We start from the raw sequence: 15,628 nt of genomic DNA, 5'->3' as shown, positions 1-15,628 counted from the left end.
ATCCCTTGCGGACGGCCGACGCGCGGCGCTACAACACCAGACCCTCGGTAGAGGTGCACATGGCGCCGACGTACTTGCGCGGCGGCGTACCGGTCAGGCCCAGACGCTCGCGCGTTTCCGGGTCGAGCGTGGTGATGTTGAGTGCGCCCGGGATGCCCATGCCGCCTTGCGAATCGATGGCCATCGCGTCTTTCATGCACATGCGGTTGCCTTCGACGCAGCGGTTCACGATGGCGTCGAACAGGCCGGGCGCAACGGAGGCGTAGCGCTGGACCGGGTTGCGTTCGCTGGGCTGTTCAAGCTTCAGATAGACGTCGCGGCTGAGCGTGGCGCTGGACGCGCGGGCGTCGGCCACCCACTTGTCAAAGCCTTGCTGATCCAGGCCGTGGAACTTGAAGCGCATGCCCGAGAAGCCCGAGCCGCTGTAGTTGGCGGACAGGCCTTCGTATTCACCGGGGTGGTTGATCACCGCGTGCAGTGTGGTCTGCATGCCGGGCATGGCGTAGATCTGGCCAGCCAACGCGGGAACGAAGAAAGAATTCATCACGGTCGAAGACGTGATCTTGAACTGGATGGGGCGGTCGACAGGCGCGGCCAATTCGTTCACCGTGGCCACCCCTTGCTCGGGGTACAGGAACAGCCATTTCCAATCCAGCGCCACCACTTCCACCACGAGCGGCTTGGTGCCGGGAGGCACCTCGCGGCCTTCAGACAAGCGGGCAAGCGGGCGGTAGGGATCAAGCTGATGGGTGCTGACCCAGGTCAGCGCGCCCAAGGCGATGATGATCAGCAGCGGGGCGGCCCAGATCAGAAGCTCCAGCATCGTGGAGTGGTTCCATTCCGGATCGTAGTGAGCCTCTTTGTTGCTGGCCCGATAGCGCCACGCAAACAGAAAGGTCAGGAAGATCACCGGCACGATGATCAACAACATCAAGCCGGTTGAAATGATGATCAGATTCCGCTGCTGAAGCGCCACATCGCCCGATGGCGACAGCAGCACCGCATTGCATCCTGCCAGCAATGGCAGAGCGGCAATCAGGATCAATCCGCGGAACCTGGTGATGGACAACATGGCCATACCTCGAAACGTAACCGTGGGAGGTAAACGCAACACTACGCTGGAAGCCGCGAAAAATCTAGGGTAAAAAGAACAAAAGTCTGCAAGGCAGTGGCGTATTTCGGACCTCCTACAGTGAGCAAACCCATGTCGACCACCACGCGGTACCCCGGTCATACCCCCTCCGTTCCCGGCCCGGGGGCGACGGCCGGAGGCGCGAGTCATGCCAAGGTGGCCCCCGGTGAAATCGCCGTCGGTGTGGTCGTCGGACGAGCCTCCGAATACTTCGACTTTTTCGTATTCGGCATCGCTTGCGTGCTGGTTTTTCCGAAGGTGTTCTTCCCCTTCGAAGCCCCGCTGGAAGGCACGCTCTGGGCCTTCGTCATCTTCTCTTTTGCGTTCATCATGCGGCCCATCGGCACGGCGTTGTCGATGGCGATTCAGCGGCGTTGGGGCCGCGCCACAAAGCTGACGGTTGCGTTGTTCGTGCTTGGCACGGCGACGGTGGGCATGGCGTTTCTGCCCAGCTACGAATCCATCGGCGCGCACGCCATTACATTGTTGGCAGTTTTCCGTTGTTTGCAGGGCCTGGCGTTTGGCGGGTCGTGGGACGGCCTGCCGTCGTTGCTGGCATTGAATGCGCCGCCCAACCGGCGCGGCTGGTATTCGATGATGGGGCAGTTGGGCGCGCCGGTCGGTTTCCTGGTGGCCAGCGCCTTGTTCCTGTACTTGCACGTCACGCTGACGCAGGCCGACTTCCTGGAATGGGGCTGGCGCTATCCGTTCTTCGTCGCCTTCGCCATCAACGTGGTGGCGCTGTTCGCGCGGCTGCGCCTGGTCGTCACCGAGGAATACACGCAGCTGCTCGAAGAGGGCGAACTCGAACCCATCAGCATTGCCGAGATGGTGCGCTCACAAGGCTACAACCTGTTCATCGGCGCGTTCGCCGCGTTGGCGAGCTATGCGCTGTTCCACCTGGTCACGGTGTTTCCGTTGTCGTGGATTGCCATCAGCGCCACGCAGCAAATCACCGATGTGCTCATCGTGCAGATCTTCGGCGCAATACTGGGCATCTTGGGCACGGTTGCCTCGGGCTGGCTGGCTGACCGCATCGGCAGGCGCACCACGCTGGGCTTGCTGGCCGTGCTGATCGGCATCTTCGCGCTGTTCACGCCGTGGCTGTTGGGCGGCGGGCCGGTGGGGCAAGACGCCTTCATCCTGGTGGGCTTCACGCTGCTGGGCTTGTCGTACGGACAAGCCTCCGGCACCGTCACCGCCAACTTCACGCGGCGCTTCCGCTACACGGGCGCGGCGTTGACGTCCGACATGGCCTGGCTCGTCGGCGCGGCCTTCGCGCCGGTGGTGGCGCTGGGCTTGTCGGCACGCTTCGGGCTGGTGGCCGTCAGCATCTACCTGCTGTCCGGCACCGCCTGCACATTGATTGCGCTGCGCATCAACAAAGTGCTGGAAACGCGGGATTGAGCGTTACCCGCCGTGGGTCGACGGCCGTTGGCGGATGCCTGTGACGCGTAGCCGTAGCGCTGGCCGCGTCAGCCGCCGTAGCCTTCCAGCACGTTCGCCACATTGATGCCCACGTCAGCCACGGCATAGCCGCCTTCCATCGTGAACACCGTGGGCAAGCCCAGGCTGGCCAGCGCGCGGCCCACTTCAAGATAGTCCACGCTTTTCAGCTTGAACTTCGAGATCGGGTCGCCTTCATAGGTGTCCACGCCCAGCGCGATGACGACGGCGTCGGCCTTGAAGGCCTGGATGGCGGCCAAGCCTTGTTGCAGCGCTTGCGTCCACGTTGCGAAATCGGTGCCGGCGGGCAGCGGCAAGTTCAGGTTCGCGCCCAGGCCCGCGCCTTCGCCGTGCTCGTCGGCGTAGCCCAGGAAGAAGGGATATTCGGTGGTGGGGTCGCCATGGATCGACACCGTCAACACGTCGCCGCGTTCGTAGAAGATGCTTTGCGTGCCGTTGCCGTGGTGATAGTCGACATCAAGAATCGCCACGCGCGCAGCGCCCGCATCGCGCAACGCTTGCGCGGCCAGCGCGGCGTTGTTCAGGAAGCAGTAGCCGCCGAAGAAATCGGCGCCGGCATGGTGACCGGGCGGTCGCGTCAACGCCATGGCCGCGCGCGGGCCGCCTGCGGTGGTGACGGCGCGCGCCGCATCAATCGCGCAGGCTGCGCCGGCGGTTGCGGCTTCCCACGTGCCGGCCGTCAACGGACAACCGCTATCAAACGAAAACAGGCCAACGCGGGCGGCGAAGTTGGTGGGTTCGATATCGTGGCGGAAGCCGCGCACGGGCCAGACGGACGGCAGGATGTCGATGTCTGCGTTCGCCGGGTCCAGCGCCACCCAGTCTTGCCAGGCGCTGGCCAGAAAATCTACATAGCGCGGGGTGTGCACGCGCTTGATCACATCCATGTCCGGGGCCGACGGCGCGCGCAGCTCGCCGATGCCGCGCTGACGCAACGCGTCCAGCACGTACTCCAGACGCGCCGGCGTTTCGTGGCAAGGCACGAGTTTGCCGCGGAACATTTCCTGGCGGCCTGCATGTTTGTCGTGGACGGGGTTATGGAAGATCTGCACGGCGTCGGGTCCTTGATGGGGCGGGCAATAGGGGGGCGGGCAATAAGGGGGCAGGCAATAAGGGGGCAGGCAATGAAGGGGCAGGCAATGAAGGGGCAGGCAATGAAGGCGCAGGCAATGACGGGTGACGGGCGTCACTATAGCGGCCGCAAGCCGTACCACGCTACGGCGGGCAGCTCGCGAAACGTGGAATACAGGTCGCGCCATTCAAAAAATCTGGGATAGCCGCCGCTGACGTCCGCAACGCCGTGCCGGCGCAACGCCAGCAGCGTGCGCGGCACATGGAAGTACTGTGTGACGGCCAGCGCGCTGACATAGCCATGTTCCCGCATGTAGGCGCTGGCATGGCGGGCGGTAGACCAGGAGTCCACACCCGCGCTGTCGGTCACGATGCGGTCGGCCGGCACGCCGCGCGCCAGCAAATAGTCGCGCATCACAGCGGCTTCGTCGGCGCCGGCCGGGTCCACGCCGCCGCTGACAAACAGGATGCGGCATTGCTTGGCGGCAAAGCAGTCATACGCCCGCTCAAGGCGCGCGGCCAAGCGCGGCGAGGGCTTGCCGCTGGGCAGCACGGTGTTGCCCAGCACGATGGCCACGTCGGCGGGCCGGGCGCGGGTAAGCAGGCCGGTTGCGGCCAAGGCGATGGCGGCCAGCAAGATCAGCACGATCACAGCGGCCAGGGCACGCAGCAGGCGGGTTCGAAGGGAGCGCGTAGCGGAAGTCACAAGCGGGGCTCGGAGCAGGGGTTGGCCGGCATTCTGCACGAACTTGGCCATGACGTTGCTGAAAGTGTGTTTGTAGTAATGAGATTCATGATTGAAACTGCCGGCCTTCTTCCGTGTTGCCTTGTGCGCCTGGCCCTGTCCCGCCGCCCTCCCTCCGGAAAAGGTTGGCCCGCCCATTGTCGCGAGCTGATCGGGGCGTGCGGTATCCGGCGAATGGGAGCAGGGTGCGGGCGCCGCGTTAAGGGTGGAATTTGCAACGAAAGCGTATAGTTCGCTGGCTCTTCAACGATGGTCCAGTCATCCTGAATACTCGTCGCCGCAGTGGCTTGGCATGAAGGGCTTGCAACGCCTCTGCCACCGGCTTGTATTCGATACCCGATACGCTTCGCTCTACGCTGATGATCAACCACGCTCGCTCCTCCCCCTCGCTTGCCTGGCGCATGGCATTGACCGCCGTGATCCTGTGCGTGATCTACGCGGCGCTGGCGCAAAGCTACCAGCTGATCGCGTTACCCCAGTCTGCGCAATTACGCGAGGTCTACAGCCAGCCGAAATACCTGATGCCGCTGCTGGCCACCATTGCAACGTGGACCGTCTTCGTCGGCTTGACGGTGTGGGGCGCCATGCACCGCTGGCTGCGTCAGCACAACACGCAGGCCGTGGACCAACCCCGCAAGCTCTTCGGCACGTTCATCGCCTTGCTGTTGATCTTCTCGTTAACTGTGTCGGTCGCCACGATTTACTTGCACAAAGCGCTGATACGGTACGTCCTGGAGCACGCCGGCGCGGCGATCCAGGCGGGCCAGACGGGCCATTTCATTGCCGTGGCGCTGATCATCAGCGCCCTGACCATTACGCTGGAAATTCTTGGCGCGTATCTCGCCTTGCGCATTGCTACGGGGACAGTGCAGCCTGCGGGTCCGGCCGGTGGTCCGGTCTATGAACAGCGCCATGCCGCCTGGAACGCGGGACTCATGATGCTGGGCTGGCAATTGAGCGTAGTCGTCGGCGTGGGCTGTTACCTGCAAATGCAGTCACCCAAGATGGGCTGGCTGGCACACGTGCTGGGCTACCTGGTTCTGCCCGCCCTCATCCTGGTGCTGTGCACGCGCGTCTGCCTGAAAATCCTGCCGCGCCCGATAGGCGACGCGCGCCAAGGGCGTGCGCTGGCCCACGGCACGCTGGCCTTCTGGCTGGCGCAGGTGCTGGGAATCGGCGTGGGCATTTTGGCCGATCTAGCGATGCCCTGGGGCCCGCCGACGCGTATTGCGGAATCCAACGTGGCGGTCGTTGTGACGCTGCTGGTGTATGCCGCGCTTCTGGTGTTGGGCTGCATGGTGGGAAAGCGGGCGCTTTACCCCCCATCGGGAAAGCTCGCATTGAATCACTGAGTGATCAGGGGATCTTCCGAAAAAACCGGCAGTAAAGACGATCAACTCCTAGGAAATCGTCGCCACCACGTAACCGCGCTCGGCTCAAATTCGACCATTCCTTACCAAACGGAGACCGTGCCTGCGGCGTTGGCAGATCACAGCGTGCCGCTGTCGGCGCTGCAGGATGCGCCCTTGTTGCAACGGGAGGCGGCTTCAACCACGCGCGCGGCGCTGGAGGCCGTTCTGGAGCCAGCCGGTGAGCGGCCGCGTCCCGTCATGGAAATCGGCAGCCGTGAAGCCCCGCGCCCGGTGTCAGGTGGCTCGGGTCAGTAATCCCAAATGACCGGAACCCAGCGGAAGGCGTCGCCATTGACGGCGACCCGGCCGACGGACGGGAACGGCAAATGGGCAGCGACCAGCAGCCCGCCGTTTTCGGCCAACTCTTGAAAGAGGCCGATGCGGACGCGCGCTGCCTCTTCGGGGTCATGCTCGAAGCCGTTGTGCCAGTCGGGGTGGTCAAACCCCACCGGGAACATGGCGTCGCCGGCAAAGGTCAGGCGCTCGCCGCCTGACACCAGGTCGACCACGCTGTGCCCCGGGGTATGGCCGCCTGTCAGGCGCACGATCACACCGGGTGCGACTTCATGCGTGTCTTCGAAGATGCACAGCCGGTCGCGGTATTCGTTGTAGAAGGCCGTGGCGGTGGATCGGAGCACGTCGGGCACCGGCTTGGGCATGACGGTGTGCGTGAAATCGGGCGACGTCCAGAACGCGACTTCGGTTGCCGACACGTGGATGCGCACGTCCGGACGCAAGCGTTCTTTCACGCCGGCGACCAGCAACCCGCCGACGTGGTCCATGTGCATGTGGGTGATGATCACGTCCGTCACGGACTCCAGGGCGATGCCGGCGGACGCCAGGCGCTGGGGGAATTGGCCGGCGCGCGGAAAGCCCGGGAACTGCCCGCCGAGCCCTGCGTCGATAAGGATCGTCTGACCCGCGCTACGGGCCACCATCACGTTCAGGGGCCAGTCGAACGCGTCGGGCGGCATGAACATGTGGCTCAGCCAATCGGCCAAGTCGGCCGGGTCGGCATTGGTGGCCATCGTGGCGGTGGGCAACGGCAGCACGCCATCGCTGACCACCAGCGCGTCGATATCACCCACCTGCACAGCGTAGCGGGAGGGGACCATGTCGATGGGCTTGAGGGGGCTGGGATGCAACGTGTGGTCTGTGGAAAGCATAGCGAGTTCTCCTGATTGAGGGCCGTACTGGAGTGGGCATCCTAGGTCTGCCCCCCGCCACGCGGTAGATCCTCAGCGGGAAGCACGCTGTTGTGCAGCGCGCACCAATACGCAGGGATACGCAGCGGCGCGGCGCCGGCGCATCGTCCTTGTCGCCGCCACACTGCTACGGCAAAATACTTTTCTTCCTGTGCCGCCTTGCGTGGCGTTGCCCCCCTCCATGACCGACTCCGTGCTCCTCTTCGAGCGTCACCGTCCTCGCCTGTACGCGATTGCCTACCGCATGCTTGGTGCCGTCGCCGAGGCAGAGGACGTTGTGCAGGAAGCCTGGTTGCGTTGGGATGGCACAGACCGTTCGGCGGTTCGGAACGCCGAAGCGTGGCTGGTCACCGTCACCACTCGCTTGTCCGTCGACCGCCTGCGTGCGGCCAAGGCCGAGCGGGAGAATTACGTGGGGGTCTGGCTGCCCGAGCCGATGCTGATGGCCGCGCCAGCCACGCCCGAACAGATCCATGAGCAAGCCGACGACGTGTCGGTGGCTTTTCTGTACATGCTGGAGCGCTTGTCGCCGGACGCCCGCGCGGCTTTCCTGATGCGGGAAGTCTTTGACGCCGACTATGAAGACATCGCGCAGACGCTGGACAAGACGCAGCCTGCCGTGCGTCAACTCGTGCGGCGGGCCAAGCAGCAGTTGAGCCAGGGCGCTCCTCGTCAGGCCGTGCCACGCGCGACATTGCAACGCCTGCTGCACGCATTTGCCGACGCGATGCAGCGCAGCGATTTCCATGGCCTGCATGCGCTATTGAGCGACGACGCCGAACTGATTGGCGACGGCGGCGGCAAGGTATCCAGCTTTGCCAGTCTGGTGGGCGGAAAACGCCTGGCGCAGCTGTTCTACGCTGGCAAGCGCCGCTTCCGCGACGGCCTGCGCGCCGAAGTCGTTCAGGTAAATGGCCAATGGACCCTGTTGCGTTTCATCGATGGTCACCTTGAATCGGTGATGGCCTTCGAAACCGATGGTGAGCGTCTGACGCGAGTCTTGGTGCAGCGCAATCCGGACAAGCTCGCGCGCATGTCGGCGGCGCTTGCGCAAGGCTGATACCGGCATTCTGGGCTTGCGCAAGGCTGATACCGGCATTGTGCGCGGGCGTTGGTGCCTGCGCGGCAACATGGTGATCCCCTGCGCGGACCTACCGCCGCGTGGCCGGTATTCCTACGATGGGGGGCCCTACTCGTTGCCAAGGACTGGCCATGTCAAAGATCACGAAGTTCGCGTTGCCCTTTCTCGCCGCAGGCGTGCTGTTAAGCCCGTTTGCCCACGCCGCGTCCGGTGCCGCACCGGCCGACGCCATCGTCACTGAGTTGATGAGCAAGGACTTGCCGGACATTCCGGGCAAGGACGCGCTGATGATCGTCGTCGATTACCCGCCCGGCGCGGCCGACCCGATCCACCGCCACGACGCCTATAGCTTCGTCTATGTGCTTGAGGGCAGCATCGTGATGCAGGTCAAGGGCGGCAAGGAAGTGACGCTGACCCCGGGCCAGACATTCTACGAAGGCCCGCACGACGTTCACACCGTGGGCCGCAACGCCAGTCAGACGCAGCCCGCCAAGTTTCTGGTTGTCCTGATCAAGAAGCAGGGGGCGCCTGTCCTGACGTTGGTGAAATAGGGGACGAACGACGGCGATTTGCGGCCCCCCGGCCCCCGGCCCTCGGCCCCGGCTCGCGGCCCCGGCTCGCGGCCCCGGCCTCAGCCCCCGGCCCTCGGCCCTCGGCCCTCGGCCCTCGGCCCCGGCTCGCGGCCCCGGCCTCAGCCCCCAGCCCCCAGCCCCCAGCCCCCAGCCCCCAGCCCCCGGCTCGCGACGCCTGGCCGCGCTTGCGCGGCAAGCGCGGCTTTTCTCCAGGGGGCGCCACTTTTTTTGCGTTCAATGTCACAGAATGGTCCGGTGCGCCGTCTTAACAGTAGGATCAACCTACTTGCGACGCCGCCCAAATGCCGCCACCCCTCTCCGACTCCCCCGCCATCCGCCCGGCCATTCCGGCCAATGGCCCGGATTCCCTGGCCGACAGCTTCGCCACCAGCTATGCCGGCGTCATGGCGTTCATCGCCGTCGCCGTGGAAGGCAACTTCGCCAAGGCCGGCGACCGGCTGGGCATCGGCCGGTCGGCCGTCAGCCGCAGTGTGCAAAAGCTGGAAGATCAACTGGGCATCCGGCTCTTCGTGCGCACGACGCGCAGCACGTCGTTGACTGCCGAGGGCCAACGTTTCTATGACGAGTGCCATCCGGGCGTGGGCCGGATCATCCGGGCGCTGGACGACATGCGCGACCTGCGTGAGGGGCCGCCCTCGGGGCAATTGCGCGTGTGCGCCACGGTGGGCTTCGGCCGCAAAGTTGTTGCGCCGCTGCTTCACGGATTCCGGCAGGCCTACCCGAACATCTCGGTCGAGCTGTTGCTTGACGATGGGCCAACCGACTTCACCACCGACCGCGTCGACGTGTCGTTCCGCAACGGCCGGATGGAAGACAGTCGCGTGATCGCCAAGAAGGTGATTCCGATGCCAATGATGTTGTGCGCGTCGCCCGCCTATGTGGCCAGGCACGGTCTGCCAGACAGCGTCGAAGCCATCGCCGGCCATCATGGCGTGAACTTTCTGTTCGCGTCGGGGCGAGTCTACGAATGGGAATTCAAGGTGGGCGGCCAGCTGCGCAAGGTGACGCCGCCCGCCGTGCTGACGTTCAATGATGCCGATCTGGTGCTGCAATCGGTGCTGGACGGCCACGGCATTGCGCAAATGGCGGGCTACCAGGTCTGCGATCACTTGCGCGCGGGCAGCCTGGTCGCCTGCCTGCCGCAATACGCGCCGGATGACCGCGGACATTACCTGTGCTTCCTCAGCCGCGAGCACTTGCCGGCGCGCATGCGCGTCTTCATCGATTACATGACTGACGGTATCCGTGCGCAGGACACGCAGATCAGTTCCTCGGCCACTGCCTTGGGCATGACGGGGCGCGTGCCTGACACTACTTTTTTGCGCCCGACCGGCTGAACCAGGTTTCGAAGTTGATCTTGCCCAGCCACGGATCGGGGCCTGGCACTAGCGTGTCGTCGTCGAGCAAGGCGCCGAAATAACGGGCGCCCGGGTCTGCCCGCACGTTGCGCGCGTCGCCGGTTTTACGCAGGTAGCGCTGGGCCAGCTCGGCCAGGCGCACCCGCTCGGGCCCGGCGATTTCCACCGTGCCGTTCACCGGCGCTGCCAGCGTGGCGTCAGCCATGGCCAGGGCCACGTCGTCGGATGCGATCGGCTGCACGAAGGCGGGTGACAGCAGCACGTCGTCGCCCTGCGTGCCCGATTGCACGATGCCGCCCAGGAATTCAAAGAATTGCGTGCTGTGGACGATGGTGTACGGAATGCCGGCCGCGACGATCAGCGCTTCCTGTGCGATCTTGCCGCGGAAGTATCCGCTTTCAGCCAGGCGGTGCGTGCCAACCACCGATAGCGCGACGTGGTGCCGCACGCCGGCCCGGGCTTCTGCCGCCAACAGATTGCGCCCCGAAACCTGAAAGAATTCCAGCACGGCCTTGTCTTCGAACGAGGGCGAGTTGGCCACGTCGACCACCGTGTCCACGCCCGCGAGCGCTTCATCCAGGCCTTCGCCGGTGATCGTATTGACGCCAGTGGCCGGCGACGCAGCCGTGGCGTCGTGGCCGCGCGCAGTGAGCAGCTTGACGAGTTTGGAGCCGATCAGGCCCGTCCCGCCGATAACCAGGATTTTCATGATGCGTCCTTAGTTGAACGTGGCCTTGTCCAGGCCGTACGCCTTGTCGGCCGATCCGGGGACGGTCCGGAATGCGACGTTCAGGCGATTCCAGCCATTGATCGCCATGACGGCGAAGCTGAGGTCCGAGATTTCCTTTTCGGATAGCTGGGTCCGGACGCGCTCATAGATGTCGTCGGGCACGCCCTGCGCGCCCAGGGTGGTCAGCGCCTCGGTCCACGCCAGGCAGGCGCGTTCGCGCGGCGAGAACTCGGTGGATTCACGCCAGATCGCAACATGGTGCAGGCGCAGTTCGCGTTCACCGTGGATCTTGGCCTGCTTCACATGCATGTCCAGGCAGAAGCCGCAGCCGTTGATCTGCGAGGCGCGGATCTCGACCAAGTCCAGGATGGGCTGCTCGATGGTGCCCGACTTCAAGAGCATGCCGAATTCGATGAATTTCTTGAACAGCTCGGGCGATTGCGCGAAAGCGTTTAGACGTTGACTCATGGTGACTCCCTCGATGGATTTGCGTGTCCCGGCAAAGCTGGGCCGGGCGCGGCGCGTGTTTGAACAACGCCCAAATCGTAGGTGCGCAGGGAAATCAGGAGTAGGCCCGGCCAAGGGACCATGATGTTGCCGCATTGGCAACAATCGTCGGGAAGGCGTCGGCCCGCAGCGGTTCAAGCACGCGTTGCGCCGACGCGGATGGGCTTTACGGCCGGAAGAACGCCGTGGGCGTCATGAGCCGGTTTTCCTGGCGGATCAGATAGCCGGCGTCGGCGCTCTTGGTCAGGTAGGTGGCCCAGTCGGGGTCTTTCTGCAGCGCCTGGCGCTTGGCTTCGCGGTCGGCGGCGCTGTCATAGACCCAGATGTGCATGTAGCTGTTGACGTCGCCCGTCTCGGTCTGCATATAGGCCAGGGGTTTGCCGAGGTGACGGTTTTGCACTTCATAGCCGTGCTCCGCATAAAGCGCCAGATGCTTCCGGATGGTGCCGGCGCGGCAGGTGTAGGTACGTACGTCGTAAAGCATGGGGTTTCCTTAATGAGTGTTGCGAAGGGGGATCGTCATTCGGCCGTGGCCCCGGACTGTTTCACCAGCACGCTCCAGCGCGCCACTTCCTGGTTCACGTATTGCTGGAATGCGGCATGGCCGTCGCCGACGGGGTCGGCGCCCAGCCCTTTCAGCTTGTCCTGCACGGCGGGGTCGGCCACGCCCTGGGTGATGGCCTGCGACAGCTTTTCCACCACGGGCGCCGGCGTGGCCGCGGGCACAAAGAGGCCGAACCAGGAGCGGGCGTTCATGGCCGGGTAAGACGTTTCGGAAAACGCCGGCACGTTGGGCAGAGAGGCGTGGCGCTGCTGGCCCGTGACGGCGATGGGCGTCAGGCGGCCGGCTTGCACCTGCGACAGCACTTCGGGCAGGTTCGCGAACATGATCTGGACTTGGCCGCCCATCAGGTCATTGAGCGCTTGCGAACCCCCTTTGTAGGGCACATGCGTCATCTGCGCGCCGGCCAGCGAATTGAACTGCGCGCCCGCCAGGTGCGACGCCGTACCGGTGCCGCCCGAGGCGTAGTTCACGCGGTTGCCGTTGGCCTTGGCGTACGCGGCCAGCTCTTCGGGCGTCTTGGCCGGCACCGACGGGTTCACCACCAGCAGCAAGGGCACCGACGCCAGGTTCGACAGGCCAGCGAAGTCGCCTGTCAGGCTGTAGTCCAGCTTGTGATACAGCGTGGAATTGATGGCGTGGCTGGACGTGGCCATCAGCAGGGTGTAGCCGTCGGGTTCAGCGCGCGCCGCCATGACGGCGCCGATGTTGCCGTTGGCGCCGGCTTTGTTCTCCACCACCACCGGCTGGCCCAGGCGGGTTGCCATGGATTGCGCCACGGTGCGCGCGATGACGTCGGTGGCGCCGCCCGCGGCGAAGGGCACGATGATGCGCAGGGGGCGTTCGGGATAGCTGGCGGTGGCGGCGGGCGATGCCGCGAACGATGCGGCGCTAAGGGTCGCGGTGGCCAGCATCGCGGCAGCGGCCAGCCGCCGCAGGGGCGGCAGGGGGGTATTCATAGTCTCTCTCCAGTATTGGATATTTTTTTATGTGGGCGCCGCGCGCCGTGCTTGCGGCTGGCGCGCGGCAGTCCGATCCTGGACTTCAGGATGCGGCAAGTTGCGCCTTTTCGCGCAAGCTGGTCAGGGTGGACCGAGGCGTGATCACCTCGGGGTCCAGGCTGAGTTCGATCAGATAGGGAGAACCGCTGTCCAGCGCCCGCGTCAAGGCGGGCGCGAAGCTCTCGTGGCTGTCCACCCGTTCGGCGGGTACGCCGAACGATTCCGCATAGGCCACGAAGTCGGGGTTGCAGAGGTCCGTGCCGATGGTCCGGCCCGGGTAGTTCACTTCCTGGTGCATGCGGATCGTGCCGTACATGCCGTTGTTGAACACGATGAAGACGATGGCCAGGCGGTGTTGTTTGACGGTGGCCAGCTCCTGCGAGGTCATCAGGAAGCAGCCATCGCCGGCCAGGCAGACGACCTGCCGTTCGGGGTGGCGCAGCTTGGCCGCAATGGCGGCTGGCACGCCGTAGCCCATGGCGCCGCTGGTGGGCGCAAGCTGGGTGCGGGGATGGCTGAAACGGTAGTAGCGATGCGCCCAGGCGCTGTAGTTGCCCGCGCCGTTGGTGAGGATGGCGCGCGCATCCAGCGCCTCGCGCAGGGCGACGATGACACGTGCCGGGTCCATACGCAGAGAGTTTGCGGGCGGTTCCGTGTAGCGCAGGTAGCTTTGCCGCAGCGCGTCGAGCCAGCCTCGCCACGGGGCCGCGTCCAGCGGCGCCTGTCCGGCGGCCGCATCCGCGAAGGCGTCCAGACCCGACGGTATCTTCAAGGTGGGCTGATACACCCGGCCCAGCTCTTCCGGGCTGGCCAGCACATGGATCAACGTCTGCTTGGGCACGGGAGATTGCAGCAGCGTATAGCCGCCCGTCACCATTTCGCCCAGGCGCGCGCCCACCGCCAGGATCACGTCGGCGTTGCGCACGGCGTCGGCCAATTCCGGATTGATGCCGATGCCCACTTCGCCCACGTACTGCGGATGGTGATTGTCGTACAGGTCCTGGCGGCGGAACGAGCACGCCACGGGCAAGCCGTTCAAATTGGCAAAGCGGGCCAAGCTGTCCAGACCCGCGCCAGTCCAGCCCGAACCGCCCACGATCATCAGCGGCCGCCGCGCGCCGGCCAGCAGGGCGCGCATGCTGGCCATGGCATCGGGCGCCGGGTGCGCCTGCGGAAACTGGATCGTCCCGCAGTCCTGGGACGCGGCCAATTCGGTCAGCATGTCTTCGGGCAGCGCCAGCACCACCGGACCGGGCCGGCCTGACATCGCCACCGAGAAGGCGCGGTTCATGTATTCGGTGACACGCGCGGCGCTGTCGATCTGCGCCACCCATTTCGTGAACTGCCCAAACATGCGCCGGTAGTCGATTTCCTGGAACGCCTCGCGCTCCACCATGTCGTTGCCCACCTGGCCCACCAGCACGATCAGCGGCGTGGAATCTTGAAAAGCCGTCTGTACGCCGATGCTGGCATTGGTGGCGCCGGGGCCGCGCGTGACCATGCAGATGCCAGGCCGGCCCGTCAGCTTGCCGTGCGCTTCGGCCATGAATGACGCTGCGCCCTCGTGGCGGCAGGACACCAGGCGGATTCGCTCGCGTTCCGTGTACAGCGCGTTCAGCACGTCCAGATAGCTTTCGCCAGGAACGCCGAATACGGTGTCCACGCCGTGTTCCAGCAGCGCGCGCACCACATGTTGGCCGCCCGTCATCAATGTTGGAGTGTCGTTCATCGCAGTTTCAATCAGGCCGCAAAGCGGCGGGTTGGGTCTGGATGAACTTTACGCAGCCCAATGCCGGGCACGTTAGGACAGATCAGAGCTTGTCTTGCACTTTTCCGCGGATACGCACGGTGCGGCCGTCAGCCGATGGGCCGGTCGTACTTCTTGCGGAAATCGCCGGCGGTGCAGCCGGTGTGCTTCTTGAAGAAGCGAGCAAAGTAGGAGGGGTCTTCGAAGTTCAGTTGGAATGCGATTTCGGCGATGCTCAAGCCCGTATTGCTCAGCAGGCGTTTGGCCTCGAGCGCTATGCGCTCTTGCACCAGCTGGCTGGCGGTGCGCCCCATGCTGCGCTTGACGGCCTCGTTGAGCTGGCGTTCGCTTACGCATAGCGCGTCGGCGTATTGGCGGATGGCGCCGAACGTCAGGTAGTGTTCCTCGATCAGCATGGTGAACCGCTTGGCCAGCGAATAGCTGGGGCCGGCGGCGGTCTCGCGCTCGTCGGCCGGGTAAAGGCGCCGTAGCTGCGTCAGCAGGATCAGCAGGTAAGAGCGAACCACGTCGAAGCGCCCGGTCTGGCGGTGGCGCGTTTCGCGTTCGATTTCATTAAGCAGCGGCAGCATGCCGTCGTGCTGCTCGCGTGACAGATAAATGGCGGGCGTGCCGCCCGCCAGGTGGAAGAAGGGAAACTTGGCGATGTCGTCTGCGCGCGGGAACATATGCGCGAAGAAATCCGTGCTGATGTTCAGCACATAGCCGCGCGGCTTCACGGAAGACGTCCAGGCGTGGATCTGGCCGGGCGACAGGAAGAAGACTGAGTGGTCGCGCACCTCGTGCTGCTCGAAATCCAGCATGTGGGTGCCGCTGGCCTCGCTCATCCAGAGCAGGTGGTAGTAGCTGTGCCGGTGTAGAAAGCCGCGCGGAATATCGTCGCGATCCTGCAGGCGCACGAGATCGAAATAGAACGAACCCTCGCCCGAAAAATCGGTTGATTCCAAGGTGGGAAACGGTTCCGGGTAGGACGTATGCGTGCCTGCGGACAAGCTGGAG

The 15,628-nt window shown here is 64.8% G+C and carries 16 protein-coding genes; 6 read left to right on the top strand and 10 right to left on the bottom strand.

Annotation, left to right across the window (positions count from 1 at the left end; genetic code table 11):
* Nucleotides 1-28: 28 nt before the first annotated feature.
* Nucleotides 29-1,072, bottom strand: a complete 1,044-nt coding sequence (gene cyoA, locus AC1DB0_RS18560; protein ID WP_054423320.1) for a ubiquinol oxidase subunit II — start codon at nucleotides 1,070-1,072, stop codon at nucleotides 29-31.
* A gap of 132 nt (nucleotides 1,073-1,204) precedes the next feature.
* Between cyoA and AC1DB0_RS18555 the strand changes: the two genes are divergently transcribed.
* Nucleotides 1,205-2,539 (top strand): MFS transporter, encoded by a 1,335-nt coding sequence (locus AC1DB0_RS18555; protein ID WP_054422757.1) that lies wholly within the window; start codon nucleotides 1,205-1,207, stop codon nucleotides 2,537-2,539.
* Nucleotides 2,540-2,607: 68 nt separating this feature from the next.
* On the opposite strand, the gene AC1DB0_RS18550 is transcribed toward AC1DB0_RS18555, so the two are convergent.
* Together AC1DB0_RS18550 and AC1DB0_RS18545 are read right to left on the bottom strand one after the other, a co-directional pair.
* Entirely contained in the window at nucleotides 2,608-3,651 is a 1,044-nt protein-coding gene (locus AC1DB0_RS18550; protein WP_054422755.1) for a histone deacetylase family protein, read from the bottom strand.
* A gap of 137 nt (nucleotides 3,652-3,788) precedes the next feature.
* Nucleotides 3,789-4,376 carry a YdcF family protein gene (locus tag AC1DB0_RS18545; protein ID WP_441371919.1) on the bottom strand — a complete coding sequence of 196 codons (588 nt, stop codon included), beginning with the start codon at nucleotides 4,374-4,376 and terminating at the stop codon, nucleotides 3,789-3,791.
* Nucleotides 4,377-4,816: 440 nt separating this feature from the next.
* Here AC1DB0_RS18545 and AC1DB0_RS18540 point away from each other — a divergent pair, with 440 nt between their 5' ends.
* The gene (locus AC1DB0_RS18540; RefSeq protein ID WP_476758446.1) at nucleotides 4,817-5,767 is read left to right on the top strand and encodes a hypothetical protein; all 951 of its coding nucleotides are present in this window, start codon (nucleotides 4,817-4,819) and stop codon (nucleotides 5,765-5,767) included.
* Nucleotides 5,768-6,082, top strand: coding sequence for a hypothetical protein (locus AC1DB0_RS18535; RefSeq protein WP_476758445.1), 315 nt, complete (start codon nucleotides 5,768-5,770; stop codon nucleotides 6,080-6,082).
* Here the strand turns inward: AC1DB0_RS18535 and AC1DB0_RS18530 are convergent.
* Nucleotides 6,076-6,993 (bottom strand): MBL fold metallo-hydrolase, encoded by a 918-nt coding sequence (locus AC1DB0_RS18530; protein ID WP_476758444.1) that lies wholly within the window; start codon nucleotides 6,991-6,993, stop codon nucleotides 6,076-6,078. The genes AC1DB0_RS18535 and AC1DB0_RS18530 overlap by 7 nt on opposite strands.
* A 220-nt stretch (nucleotides 6,994-7,213) precedes the next feature.
* Between AC1DB0_RS18530 and AC1DB0_RS18525 the strand changes: the two genes are divergently transcribed.
* The 3 genes from AC1DB0_RS18525 to AC1DB0_RS18515 all read left to right on the top strand — a co-directional run bounded on the left by AC1DB0_RS18525 (nucleotide 7,214) and on the right by AC1DB0_RS18515 (nucleotide 10,043).
* On the top strand, nucleotides 7,214-8,092 hold the full coding sequence (locus AC1DB0_RS18525; protein ID WP_476758443.1) for an RNA polymerase sigma-70 factor: 879 nt from the start codon (nucleotides 7,214-7,216) through the stop codon (nucleotides 8,090-8,092).
* Between the two features lie 152 nt (nucleotides 8,093-8,244).
* Complete coding sequence (locus AC1DB0_RS18520; protein WP_447982486.1) at nucleotides 8,245-8,664, top strand: cupin domain-containing protein; 420 nt, start codon at nucleotides 8,245-8,247, stop codon at nucleotides 8,662-8,664.
* A 323-nt stretch (nucleotides 8,665-8,987) separates the two neighbouring features.
* On the top strand, nucleotides 8,988-10,043 hold the full coding sequence (locus AC1DB0_RS18515) for a LysR family transcriptional regulator (protein WP_476757927.1): 1,056 nt from the start codon (nucleotides 8,988-8,990) through the stop codon (nucleotides 10,041-10,043).
* Here the strand turns inward: AC1DB0_RS18515 and AC1DB0_RS18510 are convergent.
* The 6 genes from AC1DB0_RS18510 to AC1DB0_RS18485 form a co-directional block, all read right to left on the bottom strand.
* Nucleotides 10,018-10,773 carry an SDR family oxidoreductase gene (locus AC1DB0_RS18510; RefSeq protein WP_476757928.1) on the bottom strand — a complete coding sequence of 252 codons (756 nt, stop codon included), beginning with the start codon at nucleotides 10,771-10,773 and terminating at the stop codon, nucleotides 10,018-10,020. The genes AC1DB0_RS18515 and AC1DB0_RS18510 overlap by 26 nt on opposite strands.
* 9 nt (nucleotides 10,774-10,782) lie before the next feature.
* Entirely contained in the window at nucleotides 10,783-11,262 is a 480-nt protein-coding gene (locus AC1DB0_RS18505) for a carboxymuconolactone decarboxylase family protein (protein WP_054422746.1), read from the bottom strand.
* A gap of 205 nt (nucleotides 11,263-11,467) precedes the next feature.
* Nucleotides 11,468-11,785, bottom strand: coding sequence for an NIPSNAP family protein (locus AC1DB0_RS18500; protein WP_476757929.1), 318 nt, complete (start codon nucleotides 11,783-11,785; stop codon nucleotides 11,468-11,470).
* A gap of 35 nt (nucleotides 11,786-11,820) precedes the next feature.
* Nucleotides 11,821-12,822, bottom strand: coding sequence for a tripartite tricarboxylate transporter substrate binding protein (locus tag AC1DB0_RS18495; RefSeq protein WP_427946328.1), 1,002 nt, complete (start codon nucleotides 12,820-12,822; stop codon nucleotides 11,821-11,823).
* An 85-nt stretch (nucleotides 12,823-12,907) separates the two neighbouring features.
* The gene (locus AC1DB0_RS18490) at nucleotides 12,908-14,593 is read right to left on the bottom strand and encodes a thiamine pyrophosphate-binding protein (protein WP_441372678.1); all 1,686 of its coding nucleotides are present in this window, start codon (nucleotides 14,591-14,593) and stop codon (nucleotides 12,908-12,910) included.
* A 128-nt stretch (nucleotides 14,594-14,721) separates the two neighbouring features.
* Nucleotides 14,722-15,621: a helix-turn-helix domain-containing protein gene (locus tag AC1DB0_RS18485; RefSeq protein ID WP_054422738.1), complete on the bottom strand. Its 900-nt coding sequence runs from the start codon at nucleotides 15,619-15,621 to the stop codon at nucleotides 14,722-14,724.
* Nucleotides 15,622-15,628 lie beyond the last annotated feature (7 nt).

The sequence above is a fragment of the Achromobacter sp. 10T422 genome, from assembly GCF_056394065.1.
The sequence above is the reverse complement of the archived record's forward strand: the minus strand, read 5'-3'. Positions and strand labels throughout refer to the sequence as shown.

Excerpts from the sequence above, each read along its gene's own strand:
- cyoA (WP_054423320.1), bottom strand. The coding sequence starts at position 1,072 with ATGTTGTCCATCACCAGGTTCCGCGGATTGATCCTGATTGCCGCTCTG.
- AC1DB0_RS18555 (WP_054422757.1), top strand. The coding sequence starts at position 1,205 with ATGTCGACCACCACGCGGTACCCCGGTCATACCCCCTCCGTTCCCGGC.
- AC1DB0_RS18540 (WP_476758446.1), top strand. The coding sequence starts at position 4,817 with ATGGCATTGACCGCCGTGATCCTGTGCGTGATCTACGCGGCGCTGGCG.
- AC1DB0_RS18530 (WP_476758444.1), bottom strand. The coding sequence starts at position 6,993 with ATGCTTTCCACAGACCACACGTTGCATCCCAGCCCCCTCAAGCCCATC.
- AC1DB0_RS18525 (WP_476758443.1), top strand. The coding sequence starts at position 7,214 with ATGACCGACTCCGTGCTCCTCTTCGAGCGTCACCGTCCTCGCCTGTAC.
- AC1DB0_RS18520 (WP_447982486.1), top strand. The coding sequence starts at position 8,245 with ATGTCAAAGATCACGAAGTTCGCGTTGCCCTTTCTCGCCGCAGGCGTG.
- AC1DB0_RS18515 (WP_476757927.1), top strand. The coding sequence starts at position 8,988 with ATGCCGCCACCCCTCTCCGACTCCCCCGCCATCCGCCCGGCCATTCCG.
- AC1DB0_RS18510 (WP_476757928.1), bottom strand. The coding sequence starts at position 10,773 with ATGAAAATCCTGGTTATCGGCGGGACGGGCCTGATCGGCTCCAAACTC.
- AC1DB0_RS18505 (WP_054422746.1), bottom strand. The coding sequence starts at position 11,262 with ATGAGTCAACGTCTAAACGCTTTCGCGCAATCGCCCGAGCTGTTCAAG.
- AC1DB0_RS18500 (WP_476757929.1), bottom strand. The coding sequence starts at position 11,785 with ATGCTTTACGACGTACGTACCTACACCTGCCGCGCCGGCACCATCCGG.
- AC1DB0_RS18495 (WP_427946328.1), bottom strand. The coding sequence starts at position 12,822 with ATGAATACCCCCCTGCCGCCCCTGCGGCGGCTGGCCGCTGCCGCGATG.
- AC1DB0_RS18490 (WP_441372678.1), bottom strand. The coding sequence starts at position 14,593 with ATGAACGACACTCCAACATTGATGACGGGCGGCCAACATGTGGTGCGC.